This is a genomic window from Allosphingosinicella sp. (assembly GCF_035626655.1).
Lineage (GTDB): Bacteria > Pseudomonadota > Alphaproteobacteria > Sphingomonadales > Sphingomonadaceae > Allosphingosinicella.
Map to the genome: position 1 here is coordinate 141,648 of NZ_DASPNF010000010.1, position 14,461 is coordinate 156,108.

Genomic DNA, 14,461 nt, shown 5'->3' on the forward strand with positions numbered 1-14,461 from the left:
TGCGCGTGAGTGGCTCTTATTCCGCCGCCAGCGCCTGCTGGCCGCTGAGCAGCCTCTGCTCGATCGCCTTGGCGACCCCGGCGATGAGCCGCGCCATGCCCTCGAAGCCAGGCCCCGGCGTCTTCAGATCCGCATCCAGATAGGCCGAGCGGTCGATCTCCAGCTGCAGGGCATGCACGCCCGCGGCCGGCTTGCCGTGCCGGGCGACGATATAGCCGCCCGCATAAGGCGCGTTACAGGCGGTGCGGTAGCCCATGGCGCGGGAGGCCGTCATCGCCGCGTCGAGCAGGTCGCCGTCGATCGTCGTGCCGTGCCGGTCGCCGAACACGATCGTCGCCGGGCGGGCGCCGTCATTGTCCGGCCGGTGGCGCGGCGGCATGGAGTGGCAGTCGAGCAGCACCGCATCGCCGAACCGTTGCCGGGCCGTGGCCAAAGCGTCGGACAGGGCCGCGTGATAGGGCTGGTGGATGGTCGCGATCCGCCGCTCCAGCTCGGCGCGCGGGATGCGCTCGCGCCAGATCGGGCCGGAGCCGGTGATCCGCGACGGGATCAGGCCGAGGCCGCCCCGCGTCCGCGCCGACTGGACGAGCCCGCCCGCGGCGAGCGGGGGCGCGATCAGCGAGGGGTCGATCTCCCGTTCCTCGCGGTTCAGGTCGATCTCGAGCCGGGGCGCGCGGGCGACGAAGGCGGTCATGCCCAAAGCGGTCGCGCGCCAGATCAGCCGGTCGACCAGCCTGTCCTCCAGCGTCTCCAGCACGTCCTTGCGCAGTCGGGTGGCGTTCAGCAGGTACGGCCCATAATCGCGGCCGGCATGCGGTACCGACAGGATGACGGGCGAAGCGGGCCGTTCGGGCCCGATCCGGAAGAAAGGGGGGAGAGGGGACTCGGTCATGTCCGTTCCCTGATTAGGCCCGCTCCGGGACAGGTGCAATCGGGGGCGCCGTGGCATATGGCAAAACGTGCATCCTTCGCGCATAACCGCGCCGCCAAGGGAATAAGCGAACGATGATCAGGATCCTGCTCGCGGAAGACGACGAATCGATGCGGGTCTATCTGGCCCGCGCGCTGGAGCGGACCGGCTATCATGTCGTCGCGGTGGACAACGGCCTCGCGGCGCTGCCTTTGCTCGAGAGCGAGCCGTTCGACCTGCTGCTCACCGATATCGTCATGCCCGAGATGGACGGCATCGAGCTCGCCCAGAAAGCGGCCGAGATCGCGCCCGATATCCGCGTCATGTTCATCACCGGCTTCGCCGCGGTCGCGCTGAAGGCGGGACGCAAGACGCCCGATGCCAAGGTCCTCTCCAAGCCCTTCCACCTGCGTGACCTGGTCGCCGAAGTGGAGCGCATGTTCATGACCGAGGACCAGCACGGCAGATTGTGATCCGGCAGGCTTGCGCCGCGCCTTACCCCTCGCTACATGGCGCGCTCCTTATGGGCGTGTAGCTCAGTGGTAGAGCACTGTGTTGACATCGCAGGGGTCGCAAGTTCAATCCTTGCCACGCCCACCAGTTACGCAAAAAGGCTAGTGCCCCCAAAGGGTTGCTGGCCTTTTTCATGCGCGGCGGCCTAGTCGGGCCAAGCCGTCATCCGGCCCTCGGGCATGAATTCCTCCGGCCGGGCGTCGCCGCGGACCTCGCTCGTGCAGGACCGGTTCGCGAGCAGCCGGCCGCCGCGCCGGACCATGATTCCGTCCGAGAAATGCGGGTTGTTGCGGCCGCGAAAGCCGGTCCGCACCGTCCGGCTGTAGACGGCATAGTCGTAGCCGCCATTCGAGAAGCCGATCTGCAGCGCGCCGCCGCCCGAATAGGCCTCGCGCGCCCAGGAAAGGCCGCTCTGGTCGGGACCGGGGAAGGCCAGCTCGATGTCGCCGGGCGTGCCGAAGCGATATTGCGCGTGCGGCATCGGCCGGCGGCCGCCGCAGACCGAGAGCATCTTCCGCCCGACGGCGCAGTGGAAGATCACGACTTCGTTGGTCGCGCAGAGGCTGCCCGGCGCGTCGTGCACCTGCGCCGCCTCGACGCTTCGATCCGGCGCGATGAACAGGGGCGCCCCCGCCAGCGCCGGGGCGGCCAGCAGCGCCCGCCCGCCCATCAGCGCCTGGCCCGCCGCGCCGGCGCCACCGCCGGCACCCGCATCCCCGTGAAATGGGCGATGAAGGCGTACATGTCGGTGAACTCCTCGATCTGCTTGTCGGTCGGCTTGCCGGAGCCGTGGCCGGCGCGCGTCTCGATGCGGATCAGGTGGGGCGCGCCGTTGGGATCGGCATGCTGCATGGCGGAGATGTACTTGAAGCTGTGGCCGGGGACGACGCGGTCGTCGGTGTCGGCAGTCGTGGCGAGGACGGGCGGATAGCGCACGCCGCTGCGGATATTGTGATAGGGCGAATAGGCCCTGAGCACGCGCCAGTCCGCTTCGCGGTTGGGATAGCCGTAATCGTCCACCCAGTAGCGGCCTGCGGTGAAGCGGTCGAAGCGCAGCATGTCCATCACCCCGACCGTGGGCAAAGCGGCGGCGAAAAGGTCCGGCCGCTGGTTCACGACCGCGCCGACCAGCAGCCCGCCGTTCGAGCGGCCCTCGACGGCGAGCTGCCGGCTGCTCGTGATCCGCTGGCGGATCAGATATTCGCCGGCGGCGATGAAGTCGTCGAAGCCGTTCTGCTTGTTGGCGCGGCGGCCGGCATCGTGCCAGGCCTGGCCATATTCGCCGCCGCCACGGATGTTCGCCACGGCGAGCACGCCGCCCATGTCCACCCAGGTCATCCAGCGCGGCTGGTAGCGGGGTAGCTCGGTCGCGTTGAAGCCGCCATAGGCGTAGAGCAGGGTCGGGTGCCGACGGCGCAGGGAAAGGCCGCGGCGGTGGACCAGGAACATCGGCACGCGCGTGCCGTCGCGCGACGTGTAGAAGACCTGCCGGACGGTGAAGTCGCGCGGGTTGAAGGCCACGCGCGGCTCGGCGAAGGGCGTCGTCCGCCCGGTCGCGCTGTCATAAAGGTAGATCGCGGTGGGGCGGGCGAAGCTGGTGAAGCTGTAGAAGGTCTCGCTGCTGTCCTGATGGCCGCTGAAGCCGCCGGCATTGCCGATCGCCTCGGGCAGGCGGATCGTGCCGGTGCGGCGGCCGTCCAGCGTGAAGGTGCGGACCTCGCTTTTCGCGTCGACCAGATATTCCGCGATCAGCTGCCGGCCGACGATCGAGGCGTCGTCCAGGGTCGCCGCGTCCTCCGGCACGAGCTCGCGAATCGTCAGAGTCGGCTGCGACACGTCGGTGGAGACGATCCGCTGCCGCGGCGCGCCCTCGTTGGTGCGCCAGTAGAAGACGTCGCCGCTGTTGCCGAGATAGTCCCACTCATGCGTGAAGCCGGTGATGATCCGGCGCGGCCGCGCATTGCGGTCGGTGAGGTCGATCAGGCTGATCTCGTGCCGGGCGTCCGTGCCCTCCGACGAGGTGACGATCAGCCATTTTCCGTCCTCCGAGACCTCGCCGTTGTTCGACTGGCGAGGCCGGTCCGGCGTCGCATAGACCAGCCGGTCCTGGCTCTGCGGGGTGCCGAGCCGGTGGAAGTAGATGCTGTGATTCTCGTTGAGCGACTGGAACTGGCTCGCCGCATTGGGCTGCGGGAAGCGCGAGTAGAAGAAGCCGGAGCCGTCCTTCGCCCAGTCGATGTTGGAGAATTTCACCCAGCGTATCTCGTCGGGCAGCTGCCGGCCGGTGGCGACGTCGATGACGCGCAGGATCCGCCAGTCGGTGCCGCCGTCCTGGATGCCGTAGAGCAGGTAGCGCCCGTCCTCCGACGGATCCCATTCGCCGAGCGCGGTGGCGCCGTCGCCGGACCAGTTGTTGGGATCGATGAGGATGCGGGGCGTCCCGTTGATCCCCTCGCGCACATAGAGGCCCGCCTGGTTCTGCAGGCCGTCATTGCGGGTGTAGAAATAGAAATTGCCGGCCTTCTCCGGCATGCCGAAGCGCTCGTAATTGTAGAGCTGGGTCATGCGGGCGCGGATCGCCGCGCGGCCGGGGAGCTGGGTCAGGAAGGCGTTGGTCGCCGCATTCTGCGCGGTCACCCAGTCGCGGACCCTCGGATCCTGCCGGACGTCATTCTCGAGCCAGCGGTAGGGATCGGCGATGCGTTCGCCGAACTGGGTCTCGACCGTGTCGCCGCGCTGCGTCGCCGGATAGACGATCTTCTGGAGCGGGGCGGGCTGAGCCAAAGAAATCGACCCTGCCAGAGCGGCCGTGGCGAAGGGAATGAAGAGCAAAGCGGGGAGCAGTCGCATGGGCGGAGGGCACCTTCGAGCTTGAGCGGTGCGTCATCTAGCAAGCTTGTGCGTTCCGCGAAAAGCGCCAATGAGACGCCCCATGCACAAGCTCCTGCTTCCGCTCCTCGCCCTCGCTTTGCCCGCCATGGCGGGCAGCCAGGCCGCCGATCCCGCCTCGCCCGCCTCCTTCGCACCGGTCGAGCCGCAGCGGCTCTCCGAATGGACGCGCGAGCTCGCCTCGGACCAACTCCAGGGCCGCGCGCCCGGCACCGAGGGGGAGACGCGGACGATCGCTTGGCTGATCGAGCAGTTCCGCGTGCTCGGGCTCGAGCCGGGCGGCGAGCATGGCGGCTGGACGCAGACCGTTCCGTTGATCCGCACGCGCGTGCCCGAGCGCGCGGAGTTCACGATCGCGACGCACGGCGAGCGGCTGACGCTGCGCTCTCCGGCGGACATCTACGTCAGCACCGTGCGCGACGTGCCGGTCGTCGGCATCGAGAATGCGCAGATGATATTCGTCGGCTACGGCGTGACCGCGCCGGAGCGCGGCTGGGACGATTTCGGCAATGTCGACCTGCGCGGCAAGATCGCGGTCTTCCTGGTCAACGACCCGGATTTCGAGGCGGCGGCGGGGGATGCGGTGGCGGGCCGCTTCGGCGGGCGGGCGATGACCTATTATGGCCGCTGGACCTACAAGTTCGAGGAAGCGGCGCGGCGCGGGGCGATCGGCGCGCTCGTGATCCACGAGACCGAGGGCGCCGGCTATGGCTGGAACACGGTGCAGGCGCCGGCCGGCGAGAATTATGCGGTGCGCCTCGCAGCGGGCGCGCGTCCGCCGGTGCTGCTGCAGGGCTGGATCCAGCGTCAGGTCGCGGTCGACCTCCTGCGCCGCGCGGGGCACGACTTCGAGGCCGTGAAGCGGCAGGCCCGCGTCGCCGGCTTCCGCCCGATCGACCTCGGGGCGACCTTCTCGACCAGCCTGATCGCGCAGGTCCAGCATGTCGAAAGCCGCAACGTCATCGCCCGCCTGCCGGGCGCGCGGCGGCCGAACGAGACGGTCATGTTCTCCGGCCACTGGGACGCTTATGGCGCCGGCCCCGCCGACGCGAATGGCGACACGATCCGCAACGGCGCGCACGACGACGCGCTCGGCATCGCCGGCCTGCTCGAAATCGCGCGCCTGGCCAAAGCGGGCCCGCGCCCGCAGCGCACCCTGCTCTTCGCCGCCTGGACCGCGGAGGAGAGGGGGCTGCTCGGCTCCGAATATTATGCCGCCAATCCGCTCTATCCGGCCGACCACATGGTCGCGAACCTGACGCTCGATACGCTGCAGTCGGCCGGTCCGTCGCGCGACGTGATCCTGATCGGGCAGGGGCAGAGCGACCTCGAGGACCTCATGGCGCGGCACGCCGCCCTGCAGGGCCGCCGGGTCACGCCCGACGCACAGCCGCAGCGCGGCCTCTTCTACCGCGCCGACCATTTCCCGCTCGCCAAGCGCGGCGTGCCGGTCCTGCTGCTGATGGCGCTTGGCGGCGGCGCGGACCTGGTGACCGGCGGCCGGGAAGCCGGCGACCGCTGGGTGAGCGAGTTTACCGCCCGCTGCTATCACCAGACCTGCGACGAATGGTCCCCCGGCTGGGACTTGCGCGGCGCCGCACAGGACGTCTCGCTCGCCTACCGGATCGGCATGGACCTGGCGAACAGCCGCGCCTGGCCGCAGTGGCGCCGGGCCTCGGAGTTCCGCGCGGTCAGGGAACGGACGGCGCAGCTGCGGCGCTAGCCCCCGGGTGAAGCGCAAGCGCCGCGCCGGCCAAGGCCGCCGCCAGCTTGGTCCCCCAGGAAAGCGCCGCCCAGAACCAGATCGAGCCGACCGCATGTGCGCCGATCAGGATCGCGAGGTCGAGAAGGATATAGACCAGGGCGGTTGCCCCGGCCGCGAGCAGGGCGCCGCGCTTCTCGCGTCCCTTTCCGAGCAGATAACCGGCGAGGAGCATCAACGGCATGCCCGCCACGACGCTGCCGATCGGCGCGGCCGCGCCAGCGAAGCTTTCATAATGGGAGAGCGGCTGGCCCGGTCTGATGAAGGTCGAATAGACCCAGACCATGGCGAAGCTGATCGCCACATTCGCGACCATGACGCCGAGCGCAGCCGCGGGAACGAGCAGGAAATCGCGCCGCTTCATCCTCTCCTCCTAAACGATGACGTCCTCTGGCAGGTTCGTCGCCTTGTACGACCGCTTCTTCAGCGGGATCGCGCCCCTCCGGAAGGCGCCTTCGCTGACGTTCCTCAGCGCCTTTGGGAGGAACATGCGCAGGTAGAAGCGCCAGCCCACGCCCATCGCGAAGGTGATCTTCCAGGGCTGGCCCTCATAGGATTGTACCAGCTCGAGCCTGGTGCCGCCCGCGACCGGCGTCAGCGTCCATTCGACCCGCATCGGCGGCGCCTGTTTCTCGCCCTCGGCCGCGCGGTGCTGCCACGACCAGGCGAGGCGGTGCGGCGGCTCGGCCTCGACGACCTCGCAGTCGACGATCCCCGACGGGCAGAGCCGCTCCGGATCGAACTGGAAGCGGAACTTGCTGCCGACCTTCGGCTCGAAGGCGGTGACCGGCATCAGCCATTCGGCGAGCGCATAGGGATCGGTGAGCGCGGTCCACAAATCCTCGATCCCGTGCTTGTAGGTCGCGGTCCGTCGGAAGGACTTCATTGGGGCCTCGCTTTCCGGTCCAGATAGTCGCCGAGCTTCGCCAGCCTTTCGTCCCAGAATTCCTCATAGGGCTTCAGCCAGTCGAAGGCCTCGGCGAGCGGCTTCGCGCTCAGGGAGTAGATGCGCTCCCGCCCCTGCGGCCGGGCCCGGACGAGGCCGGCGCGGGCGAGGACCGAGAGATGCTCCGAGAAGGCCGGCTGGCTCGCCTTGGGCGCCAGCGTGGTGCGCAGCGCGCTGGCGCTCCGCTCGCCGCTGCGCAGCAGGTCGAGCACCGCGCGGCGGGTCGGATGCGCGATCGCGCCGAACGGAGACGATTCGAGGGACGGCCTGGCCATGGCCGGTCAATACATCGGGTTTACCCGATATGTCAATCCGCTCAGTGCACGGCGCGGTTGGCCTGTTCGGCCTTGGTGGCGAGGCTGAAGCGTGGCTCGGGCGTGGCCAGCCGGCCGAGCGCGAGCTCGGCGGCGTAGCGGCCGACCGCAGGCCCGTGCTTGAAGCCGTGGCCCGAGCCGCCGCCGACCAGCACCACGCTCTCCCAGCGCGGGTGCAGGTCAATCAGGAAATCGCCGTTCGAGCTGTTCTCATATTGGCAGACGCGCGCCTCGGTCATTGGCCGGGTGGCAAGGCGCGGGAAGCGGCGGGCCATGAAGGCGCGCACGTCGGCCAGCGCCTGCCGGGAGAAGGCGCGGTCATTGGTGTCGGGATCGACGGGCGCGCCATGCGCGTCATGGGCGATCTTGAAGCCGCGGCCCTCCAGGTCCGGGAAGCCGTAATAGATGTCGCCGTCGTTGAAATCGGCCCAGCCCGGCAGCCGCCCGGGCGCGTAGCTGGTGTCGCCGGCCTCGGGCGCGAAGAAGAATACCTCCTGCCGCGTCGGGAAGATCCGCCGGCCGAGCAGATCGGGGAACAATTTGCCGAGCCAAGGGCCGCAGGCGAAGACGAAGACATTGGCCGTGATGATCTCGCCGGTCGCGGTGAGGATCGTATCGCGCACCGGGGCGTCGGTGGGCGGCTGCACCGCCTCCTGCCGATATTCGCCGCCGGCCCGGACGAACTCGGCGACCAGGGTCTGCACCGCGCGCCGCGCCATCAGCGCGCCGAAGCCCGGTTCGTATAGGCCGGCGTCGATGCCGGTGAAGTCGATCGACGGGAAGCGCCGCCTGAGCGCGGCACCGTCCAGCACCTCGATCGGATGCCCGAGCTGCCGATGGGCCTCGATCGCCCCGCGGAAATAGTCGTCGATCCGGGGCGCGAAGAACAGCACGCCGATCTCGTGGAAGATCGGCAGACCGGCGCGCCCAGACAAAGCGCGCCACTCGGGCAGCGATTCCCAGGCCATGCGGGTGTAGATGGCGTCGGCGCCATAGCCTGCCCGGATCAGCCGCGATTCCCCGCCCGAGGAAGCGCGGGCATGGGCCGGCCCCCAGGCGTCGAGCAGGAGGACGCGCTTGCCGGCCTCCTGCAATTTCTTCGCGGTCCAGGCGCCGAACACGCCGGCGCCGATGACGACGGCGTCCCAGCGGCCGCTGCGCGGCGACTGCGCCCGGAGCGAACCCGGGAGCGTAGCGGCGGCAGCGGCGCCGGTCAGGATCAGCGAACGGCGGGTCATCTCGGCCATGGCTTCTCCGGAAACAGAAAACCCCTCCCCGTTTCCGGGGAGGGGTCGCCTGTTCAGGTCAGCCTGTCAACGCGTCCGTCAGTTGCCGAAGCGCTTGCGGAGCGTGATGCCGAACGTGCGGGGCTGGCCGACGTTGAAGCCGAGCCGCGCCCGCCCGCCGCGCTCGCGGTCGAAGGAGAGCAGCGCATTCTCGTCGGTCAGGTTGGTGACGTAGACCATCACGCCGAAGCCGTTGTCCCAGTCGACCCCCGCCGAGAGGTTGATGTAGTCGTAGGACGGAAGCCGCAGGTCGATGACCGTTGCCGCATTGGCCGGAGCGCCGTTGAACGGCAGGCCGTGGACGAAGGTGCGCGGGTTGTTCTCCTGGTCGCTCGGCTGCGTGTAGCGGCTGCCGACATGCTGGAACGACGCGCCGACATAGGCCTGGGCATTGTCGGCGACCGGGAATTCGTAGCTCGCGCTCGCCGAGAGCTGGAACTTCGGCACGGACGGCAGGCGGTTGCCGTCGCGGATGCCGGTGGTCGCCGCCAGCACGCCCGGCAGCGTCGTGTCGAACTCCGCCTCCAGGATGGTGCCGTTGACCGAGAAGTTCAGGCCCTCGACCGGCTCGGCCGACAGCTCGAACTCCAGGCCCTGGCTGTGCGCCTCGGGCACGTTGAAGACGATGCGCGACGAACAGGAGCCCGCATCGAGGGTGACCTGCAGGTTGTTCATGTCGGTGTAGAAGGCGGCAGCGGCGAAGCTGACGCCGCCACGGCGGCCACGGACCCCGACCTCGTAGTTCCAGAGCGTCTCGTCCTCATAGGACTGGAAGCCGCCGAACAGGGCCGCGTCGGTCGGCGTGCAGAGCGGCAGGTTCAGCGGGTCGTTGACGCCGCCGAGCCGGAAGCCCTTCGAGGCCTGGGCATTGATCCGGATATTCTCCGCCGGCTCGTAGCTCAGGATGAAACGTGGATTGAAGCCGCTCGACGAGGTTTCGTCGACGCGGTTGTCCAGGTTGGAGAAGAGGCCGCCCGACTTGAACCGGCGCGTCTCCGAGAAGTCGTAGACGCGGCCGCCCGCGGTGAGGTGCAGCTGGGAGGTGATGTCCCAAGTCGCCTCGGCAAACGCGGCATATTGGTCGATCGAATAAGGCAGGTCCGCATTATAGGGCGAATCCGCTGGGAAGCCGTTGCGCGTGGCCGCGGCGGTACCGGCGCCAAGCGCAGCGTCGGTCGCCGCGTCATAGCCCGGTGTGGGAAGGCGCTGGCGGTAGAAGCGTGCGGTGTGGGCGTAGAAGATGCCCGCAACGAAGTTGAAGGGCCCGTCGCTGTTCGTCGCCAGCCGGGCCTCCTGCGTGAAGGTCTCCAGATCCGTCGTGTCAACGAGGTTGGAGGGCAGATTGACCGCGGCGTTGGAGAAGCCGAGGTCGACCGAGACCGAGCCCGTGAGCGCGCTGGCGTCGCGGCTGACCGTGAGATCGCGGTTCACGTAGGAGGAAATGGAGGTCAGGGTGACGTCGCCGAGCTCGACGGCGATGTTGAGGTCGGCGATGAAGGTACGGTCCCTGAAATTCTCCCGCAGCAGCAGATACTGCTCGCGCTCGTTGAAGACGCGCGGCGGATTGGTGAACGGATTCGAGTAGAGGTTGTACACCTCCTGCCGGTTGAAGCCGTTCGCGTCGATCTCCTGGTAGAGGATGCGCGGCGTGATCGTGATATTGTCCGCCGGCTGCAGCCGGATGGCGATACGGCCGCCGGCCCGGTAGCCGTCATTGACATTCTCGCCGCCGGCCGGGCCGACCGCGTCGATGAAGCCGCCATAACGGGTGTAATAGCCGACCGCGCGGACTGCCACGTCCTCGCCGACCGGCAGGTTGACCATGCCGCGCAAAGCGCCGCCGATGTCGCCGCCGTCGAGCAGGTTGATGTTGGCTTCCAGCGAGCCCTCGGTGCGGGTCAGGCTGGGCTGGTTGGTGATGTAGCGGATCGTGCCGCCGACCGAGCCCGAACCGAACAGCGTGCCCTGCGGGCCGCGCAGCGTCTCGACGCGGTTGAGATCGTAGAGATCGAGGTCGGGGGTGAACAGCGACAGCGAGATCACGCTGTCGTCGAGATAGACGCCGACCTGCTCCTTCACGCCCGGCTGGTCGCGGACGATCTGGCCGGCGGCGACGCCGCGGACGGCGACCTGGCTCTGGCCCGGCCCGAGATTCTGGATCTGCAGGCCCGCGACGTTGCGCGAGAGGTCTTCAATCGTAGTCGCGCCCGAGCGGCGAATGTCTTCCTCGGTCTGCGCGTTGATCGAGAAGGGGATGTCCTGGAGATTCTGCGCCCGCAGGGTCGCGGTCACCACGACTTCCTGCTCATCCTGCGTTGCGGGAGCCGGCTCGTCCTGCGCGAAGGCGGGCGTGGCGGAGGCGAGGGCCAGCAGCGACACGGCGGTGAAAGACGCGGCGCGGCGGTTCAGCATGGTCCGGGGCATGAAAACTCCTGCAATGGTTTCTCTGGCAGAACGAAAGACTGATAACCCCGCGCGCGGACTCGCCACAATGGCGCTGTAACTATGACGCAACAATCTGGATCAGACTGTTGCTGCGGCGCAACAATAGCTTAACGGCCCCTTGACCTTGCGGCGCGGCGCGCGCCCGCGTCGTTCGTCGTTTCGCACTTGGCGGAGGATGGCGATCCGCTATCGTCCCCGCGCTTTTGCCGGAGGACCCAGCCTTGCGCCCCACCCTGATCCTGACGCTGCTGTTCGCCCTGTTTCTCCCGCTCTCCTCCTCCGCGCAGCCGCCGGCCGCCGAGCCGGTCATCGTGATCCATGCCGGCACCCTGCTCGACCGGCCCGGGCGGCCCCCGCGGCAACGGGCGAGCATCATCGTCCGGGGCGGCCGGATCGAGGCGGTGCAGGACGGCTTCGCGCCGGTGCCCGCGGGCGGGCGGCTGATCGACCTCTCTGACCGCTTCGTCCTGCCCGGGCTGATCGACAGCCATGTCCACCTGGTCTCGGACCGGGCCGGCGTCGAGGGCCAGCTCGCCGACTTCACTGACAGCGCGGCGCTGCGCAGCTACGAGGCCGCCTGGAACGCCCGCAAGACGCTGGACGCGGGCTTCACCACGGTTCGCAACCTGGGCTCGCCGGACGGGATCACCCTGGCGCTGCGCGATGCGGTCAACCGGGGCTGGGCGGTGGGCCCGCGGATCGTCGATGCCGGCACCTCGATCTCGACGACCAGCGGCCATATGGACGACACGCTCGGCGTCCGCGAGGAGTTTCACGAGGCACTGCGCAGCGCCGGCTCGACCTGCGACGGGGCCGACGATTGCCGCCGTGCGGTGCGCCGGCAGATCGCCCGCGGCGTCGACGTCATCAAGATCGCCACCACAGGCGGCGTGAACAGCCGGATCGGCCTCGGCCTCGGCGCGCAGATGTTGGAGGACGAGGCGCGGGCGATTGTCGAGACCGCCCATCTCTACGGCAAGAAGGTCGCCGTCCACGCCCATGGCGCCGACGGCATCAACCTCGCGCTGCGCGTCGGCGCCGATTCGATCGAGCACGGCACGCTGATGGACGACGAGAGCATCCGCCTGTTCCGGCAGAGCCGCGCTTATTACGTCCCCACCCTGTCGACGGTGAACGGCTATCGCGAGCGGCTCGCCGCCAATCCGAACGCCTATCAGGGCGAGGTGCTGGAGAAGATACGCTGGCGGATCGGGATCACCGGCCAGGCGCTGCGCCGCGCCTTTCCCGCGGGTGTGCGGATCGCCTTCGGCACCGATGCCGGCGTCTCGATGCACGGCCGCAATGCCGACGAGTTCCTGCTGATGGTCCAGCACGGCATGGATCCGATGGCCGCGATCGTCGCGGCGACGGTCAACGCCGCAGACCTGCTCGGCATCTCGGGCGAGGCCGGCACGATCGAGCCCGGCAAGAGCGCCGACATCGTCGCCGTCCGTGGCAATCCGCTGGCCGACGTCGGGGTACTCCGGCAGATGAGCTTCGTGATGGCGAGGGGGCGCGTCCATCGCGCGGAATAAGAAGAATGAGATAACAGGGAGAGTATCGATGACAGGTTTCGACCGCCGCCAGTTCCTGCTCTGCAGCGCCGCGGCGACAGGCGCGCTGGCCCTCGGCGGCTGTGCCGTAGTCCCCCGTTCCGGCCCCGGCGACGCCCGCCAGCTCTACGACCGGATCTTCCAGGCGATGCTGCGCGGGAGCCCGGAGCTGGCGACCGGCCTGGGCCTCGACACCGGCGCCAATGCGGATCTCAAGAGCAGGCTGAGCCCGTCGGGCCCGGCCGGCAAGCTGGGCGGCTACCGGCCGCTGGTCGAGCAATTGCCGGTGCTGCGGCGGATGGCCGGCGGCGGCCTCACCGGGCGGGACAAGGCCTTCCTGGATTCGGTCCTCTGGCTCGGCGAGCGGGTCGAGGAGGTGTCGCGCACGCCCTGGGGAACGTTCGACGGCTATCCGGTGCCCTATGTGCTCTCGCAGCTGACCGGCTCCTACCAGAGCGTGCCGGACTTCCTCGACAGCCAGCACAAGATCGAGACGAGGGCCGATGCCGACGCCTATGTCGCCCGGCTGGAGGCGTTCGCGCGCAACATCGATCTCGAGGTCGAGCATAGCCGGGCCGATGCGGGCCGCGGCGTGGTCCCGCCCGACTTCATCCTCGACAAGACCATCGCCCAGACGCGGTCGCTGCGCGGGCAGCGCGGCGAGCGGGCCGATCTCGTCCAGTCGCTGGTCCGCCGGACCCGCGAGAAGAATATCGAGGGCGACTGGGCGCGCCAGGCGACCGCGATCGTCGACGGCCGCCTCGCCGCCGCGCTCGACCGGCAGCTTGCCTTGCTGACCGAGTTGCGCCGCGGCGCCGGCCACAATCCGGCGGCGAGCCGGCTGCCCGGCGGGGCCACCTTCTACGCCCAGTGCCTGCGCTACCACACGTCGACCGGCATGAGCCCAGACGAGGTGCACGAGACCGGCCTGCGCCAGATCGCCGAGCTCAGCGCCCAGGCCGAGCCCCTGCTGCGCGCCGAAGGTCTCACGCAGGGGAGCGTCGGCGCGCGGATCACCGCGCTCAGCCGGCAGGACCGCCATCTCTACCCGAATACCGAGGCGGGCCGCGCGCAGATCATCGCCGACCTCACCGCCTGGATGAACCGGGTGAAGGCGCGCATGCCCGATTATTTCGCGACGATCCCGCGCTCGCCGATGGAGATCAAGCGCGTCCCGCCGGCGATCGAGCTGGGCGCGCCGCGCGGCTATGCGCAGGGGCCGAGCCTGGACGGCTCGCGGCCCGGCGCCTTCTACATCAACCTGCGCGACACCCGCTCCTGGCCGAAATGGGCGCTGCCGACGCTCAACCATCATGAGGCGATACCGGGCCATCTCTGGCAGGGCTCACTTGCGATCGAGAACCAGTCCATCCCGCTGCTTCACCGCAATATCGGGATCGCCGCTTATGGCGAGGGCTGGGGCCTCTATGCCGAGCAGCTCGCCGACGAGATGGGCATGTATGCCGACTACCAGATCGGCAAGCTCGGCATGATCCAGAGCTTCATGTACCGCTCCGCCCGCTTGGTCACCGACACCGGCATGCATGCCAGGGGCTGGAGCCGGGAGCAGGCGATCCGCTATTTCATGGAGAATGTCGGTCTCGACGAGCTGAGCTCGACCAGCGAGATCGAGCGCTACGTGGTCTGGCCGGGCCAGGCCTGCAGCTACAAGGTCGGCCATAACGAGTTCGTGCGGCTGCGCGAGGAGGCACGGGCCCGGCTCGGCGACCGTTTCGACCTCAAGGGCTTCCACGATGCCGTCCTCCAGAACAGCGACATGCCACTGGAGGTGCTGGCGACGGTCGTGGCGGACTGGACGCGCGCCCGGCTCGCTTAACCGAAA

At 69.0% G+C, this 14,461-nt stretch carries 12 protein-coding genes and 1 tRNA gene; 5 read left to right on the forward strand and 8 right to left on the reverse strand.

Annotated features, from left to right (window positions below):
• Positions 1-16: 16 nt before the first annotated feature.
• Positions 17-892, reverse strand: a complete 876-nt coding sequence (locus VEC11_RS08980) for an N-formylglutamate amidohydrolase (RefSeq protein WP_464130378.1) — start codon at positions 890-892, stop codon at positions 17-19.
• A 113-nt stretch (positions 893-1,005) separates the two neighbouring features.
• Here VEC11_RS08980 and cpdR point away from each other — a divergent pair, with 113 nt between their 5' ends.
• Both cpdR and VEC11_RS08990 read left to right on the forward strand, forming a co-directional pair.
• Entirely contained in the window at positions 1,006-1,383 is a 378-nt protein-coding gene (cpdR, locus tag VEC11_RS08985; RefSeq protein ID WP_464130379.1) for a cell cycle two-component system response regulator CpdR, read from the forward strand.
• A 52-nt stretch (positions 1,384-1,435) separates the two neighbouring features.
• A tRNA-Val gene (locus VEC11_RS08990) sits at positions 1,436-1,510 on the forward strand.
• Positions 1,511-1,568: 58 nt separating this feature from the next.
• On the opposite strand, the gene VEC11_RS08995 is transcribed toward VEC11_RS08990, so the two are convergent.
• Positions 1,569-2,093 carry a hypothetical protein gene (locus VEC11_RS08995; RefSeq protein WP_464130380.1) on the reverse strand — a complete coding sequence of 175 codons (525 nt, stop codon included), beginning with the start codon at positions 2,091-2,093 and terminating at the stop codon, positions 1,569-1,571.
• Positions 2,093-4,273: a prolyl oligopeptidase family serine peptidase gene (locus VEC11_RS09000; RefSeq protein WP_464130382.1), complete on the reverse strand. Its 2,181-nt coding sequence runs from the start codon at positions 4,271-4,273 to the stop codon at positions 2,093-2,095. The genes VEC11_RS08995 and VEC11_RS09000 overlap by 1 nt, the downstream gene beginning before the upstream one ends.
• An 82-nt stretch (positions 4,274-4,355) precedes the next feature.
• On the opposite strand from VEC11_RS09000, the gene VEC11_RS09005 reads away from it, so the two are divergent.
• On the forward strand, positions 4,356-6,035 hold the full coding sequence (locus tag VEC11_RS09005; RefSeq protein ID WP_464130383.1) for a M28 family metallopeptidase: 1,680 nt from the start codon (positions 4,356-4,358) through the stop codon (positions 6,033-6,035).
• On the opposite strand, the gene VEC11_RS09010 is transcribed toward VEC11_RS09005, so the two are convergent.
• The 5 genes from VEC11_RS09010 to VEC11_RS09030 form a co-directional block, all read right to left on the reverse strand.
• The gene (locus VEC11_RS09010; RefSeq protein ID WP_464130384.1) at positions 6,004-6,438 is read right to left on the reverse strand and encodes a hypothetical protein; all 435 of its coding nucleotides are present in this window, start codon (positions 6,436-6,438) and stop codon (positions 6,004-6,006) included. The two genes, VEC11_RS09005 and VEC11_RS09010, sit on opposite strands and share 32 nt — an antisense overlap.
• Before the next feature lie 9 nt (positions 6,439-6,447).
• Complete coding sequence (locus VEC11_RS09015; RefSeq protein WP_464130385.1) at positions 6,448-6,960, reverse strand: SRPBCC family protein; 513 nt, start codon at positions 6,958-6,960, stop codon at positions 6,448-6,450.
• Positions 6,957-7,295, reverse strand: a complete 339-nt coding sequence (locus VEC11_RS09020) for an ArsR/SmtB family transcription factor (protein ID WP_464130386.1) — start codon at positions 7,293-7,295, stop codon at positions 6,957-6,959. Before VEC11_RS09020 ends, VEC11_RS09015 begins: the two co-directional genes overlap by 4 nt.
• A gap of 41 nt (positions 7,296-7,336) precedes the next feature.
• Positions 7,337-8,581, reverse strand: a complete 1,245-nt coding sequence (locus VEC11_RS09025; RefSeq protein WP_464130387.1) for an FAD-dependent oxidoreductase — start codon at positions 8,579-8,581, stop codon at positions 7,337-7,339.
• A 78-nt stretch (positions 8,582-8,659) separates the two neighbouring features.
• A complete protein-coding gene (locus VEC11_RS09030; RefSeq protein ID WP_464130388.1) occupies positions 8,660-11,044 on the reverse strand; it encodes a TonB-dependent receptor in 2,385 nt (794 codons plus the stop codon).
• Positions 11,045-11,286: 242 nt separating this feature from the next.
• Here VEC11_RS09030 and VEC11_RS09035 point away from each other — a divergent pair, with 242 nt between their 5' ends.
• Positions 11,287-12,600 (forward strand): metal-dependent hydrolase family protein, encoded by a 1,314-nt coding sequence (locus tag VEC11_RS09035; RefSeq protein ID WP_464130390.1) that lies wholly within the window; start codon positions 11,287-11,289, stop codon positions 12,598-12,600.
• 28 nt (positions 12,601-12,628) lie between these two features.
• Complete coding sequence (locus VEC11_RS09040; protein WP_464130391.1) at positions 12,629-14,455, forward strand: DUF885 domain-containing protein; 1,827 nt, start codon at positions 12,629-12,631, stop codon at positions 14,453-14,455.
• Positions 14,456-14,461: the final 6 nt, after the last annotated feature.

What these genes read in the sequence shown, in the direction of transcription:
- VEC11_RS08980 (WP_464130378.1), bottom strand. Translation starts at nt 892, where the DNA reads ATGACCGAGTCCCCTCTCCCCCCTTTCTTCCGGATCGGGCCCGAACGG.
- cpdR (WP_464130379.1), top strand. Translation starts at nt 1,006, where the DNA reads ATGATCAGGATCCTGCTCGCGGAAGACGACGAATCGATGCGGGTCTAT.
- VEC11_RS08995 (WP_464130380.1), bottom strand. Translation starts at nt 2,093, where the DNA reads ATGGGCGGGCGGGCGCTGCTGGCCGCCCCGGCGCTGGCGGGGGCGCCC.
- VEC11_RS09000 (WP_464130382.1), bottom strand. Translation starts at nt 4,273, where the DNA reads ATGCGACTGCTCCCCGCTTTGCTCTTCATTCCCTTCGCCACGGCCGCT.
- VEC11_RS09005 (WP_464130383.1), top strand. Translation starts at nt 4,356, where the DNA reads ATGCACAAGCTCCTGCTTCCGCTCCTCGCCCTCGCTTTGCCCGCCATG.
- VEC11_RS09010 (WP_464130384.1), bottom strand. Translation starts at nt 6,438, where the DNA reads ATGAAGCGGCGCGATTTCCTGCTCGTTCCCGCGGCTGCGCTCGGCGTC.
- VEC11_RS09015 (WP_464130385.1), bottom strand. Translation starts at nt 6,960, where the DNA reads ATGAAGTCCTTCCGACGGACCGCGACCTACAAGCACGGGATCGAGGAT.
- VEC11_RS09020 (WP_464130386.1), bottom strand. Translation starts at nt 7,295, where the DNA reads ATGGCCAGGCCGTCCCTCGAATCGTCTCCGTTCGGCGCGATCGCGCAT.
- VEC11_RS09025 (WP_464130387.1), bottom strand. Translation starts at nt 8,581, where the DNA reads ATGGCCGAGATGACCCGCCGTTCGCTGATCCTGACCGGCGCCGCTGCC.
- VEC11_RS09030 (WP_464130388.1), bottom strand. Translation starts at nt 11,044, where the DNA reads ATGCCCCGGACCATGCTGAACCGCCGCGCCGCGTCTTTCACCGCCGTG.
- VEC11_RS09040 (WP_464130391.1), top strand. Translation starts at nt 12,629, where the DNA reads ATGACAGGTTTCGACCGCCGCCAGTTCCTGCTCTGCAGCGCCGCGGCG.